The organism is Citrobacter sp. 50677481, assembly GCF_001463265.1.
Classification (GTDB): Bacteria; Pseudomonadota; Gammaproteobacteria; order Enterobacterales; family Enterobacteriaceae; genus Citrobacter_A; species Citrobacter_A sedlakii.
The window spans coordinates 1-1,616 of the sequence record NZ_LNHZ01000055.1 but is presented as its reverse complement, the minus strand read 5'-3'; the positions used below and the strand labels follow the sequence as shown (position 1 = coordinate 1,616).

The following is a 1,616-nucleotide window of genomic DNA, read 5'->3' as shown; positions in this document are numbered from 1 at the left end:
TCCCATTTCATCATGTCCATCCAGGCCGACTCAGCAGTAACCCAGATATTCATATGCTTGGTGAAAAAGTTAACCCTGGCGGAAACTTGCTCTTTCGCTTTTTTCGCCAGACGCCGCAGGTCGTCCCAGCGCTTACAGATACCCAGCCCCGGATTCGCTTTCTGCCAGACTTTTTCATCAAAGGGATCGTCACCTTCGTCTAACGTGTAGATGATGGCAAAAAACGTATCGTCTTTTACCAGGCCACGCAGCACCTTGATGGCGTAATCACGCAGTTCGTAGCAGATGCCTTCTTTGTTGAAGCCGGCGGTGGTGATACCAAAAAGCAGAGATTGCAGGCGCGCGCCGGTTGCCGTCTCCAGAACGTCCCAGACGTCTCGGGTTTTGTGAGCATGCAGCTCGTCGACGATGGCGCAGTGGATGTTCAGGCCGTCGAGGTTATTCGCATCTGATGATAATGGCTCGAATTTTGAGGCTGTTTGCTCCTGGTAGATAGCGAGCTTGTTGAATTCGAAGATCCGCCCAAGAGTGGCTTTCGCCTTCTTGACCATATTCTTCGCGTCTTCAAAAACAATTCGCGCCTGGTCACGGGTGGTTGCAGCGGAATAAACCTCCGCCCCGCCCTCACCGTCGGCGCCAGCCATATAAAGCCCCACGCCGGAGCAAAGTGTTGATTTGGCATTTTTACGGGCCACCTCAACATCTGCTGTACGGAAACGCCGGACCATCACCGGCCGACCGCTGCCGTCGTTACGCAGGACGGTTTCCCCTGTATCTTCGTTAACCAGCGGGATAACAAAACCAAAAATATTAATCAGGATGAAAATATGCCAGTCCATCAGATCAATAGGCTGGCCTGCCAGCGCGCCTTTTACGTGAGGCACAAAATTATAGAAATTCAGAATGTGCTGCGCGCGCGGCTCACTGAAGAAAATACCGCGCTCTTCGCCGTGTGTCAGATCGTCAAGAAAACGCTGACAGGCAAGGCGCACATACTCACAGGCAATAATTTCCCCCGCCACCACCCTCTCGGCGTAGCGGATGCCTTCTGCAACCTTAGCCATTAATCCCTCGCTTTCATAAACTCGGTCAGCGGGTCAACCGCATCAGGACCTTTTGCATTCACCTTAGAGCGGCTGGCTGGCGTCATGCCAAACTCACCGAGCATGGCGCGCAGACGTTTCCATGCATCAGCTTTCATGATGGCCGCCGGGTGAGCCTTTATCAGCACATCCCCACTCTGCGTTTCGGTCCGGTAGGTGTAACCCTCAACTTCAAGCGTGTCGCAGTGATGCCGGTATTCGGTATAAGCCTCGACCAGAAGCTCAAGGGCTCTGGCGTCCAGTTGGGACATCACACCGATAGCATCGAGCTCGTCGGCCATCCGCTTAAACCAGTATTTCCCCTGCTTGTCGAAATGCTTCGGCGTTGGGGGTACCCCTGAAGGGGGTTTTGGTTCATTCTCATTGATCGGGCGTTTTGATGGGTTACCCCTCACCAGACGTAGATGGGTCGGGGTTTTCGGTGGTCCTGACATAATCGAAAACTCCTATTAATCATCGAATGGGGGACCCCTAAAAAAAGTTTTCTAACCTGCGGCGATGTGAAAAGAGGTT

Annotated in this window: 2 protein-coding genes; both read right to left on the bottom strand. The window is 53.0% G+C overall.

The annotated features are described in order from the left end of the window. The coding region (locus APU02_RS14925; RefSeq protein ID WP_131729046.1) for a terminase large subunit at positions 1–1,064 on the bottom strand (1,064 nt) is incomplete at its 3' end. Beyond that, positions 1,064–1,537 carry a phage terminase small subunit P27 family gene (locus tag APU02_RS14920; RefSeq protein WP_053528461.1) on the bottom strand — a complete coding sequence of 158 codons (474 nt, stop codon included), beginning with the start codon at positions 1,535–1,537 and terminating at the stop codon, positions 1,064–1,066. The genes APU02_RS14925 and APU02_RS14920, both read right to left, overlap by 1 nt. Between the last annotated feature and the right edge of the window lie 79 nt (positions 1,538–1,616).

Excerpts from the sequence above, each read along its gene's own strand:
- APU02_RS14920 (WP_053528461.1), bottom strand. The coding sequence starts at position 1,537 with ATGTCAGGACCACCGAAAACCCCGACCCATCTACGTCTGGTGAGGGGT.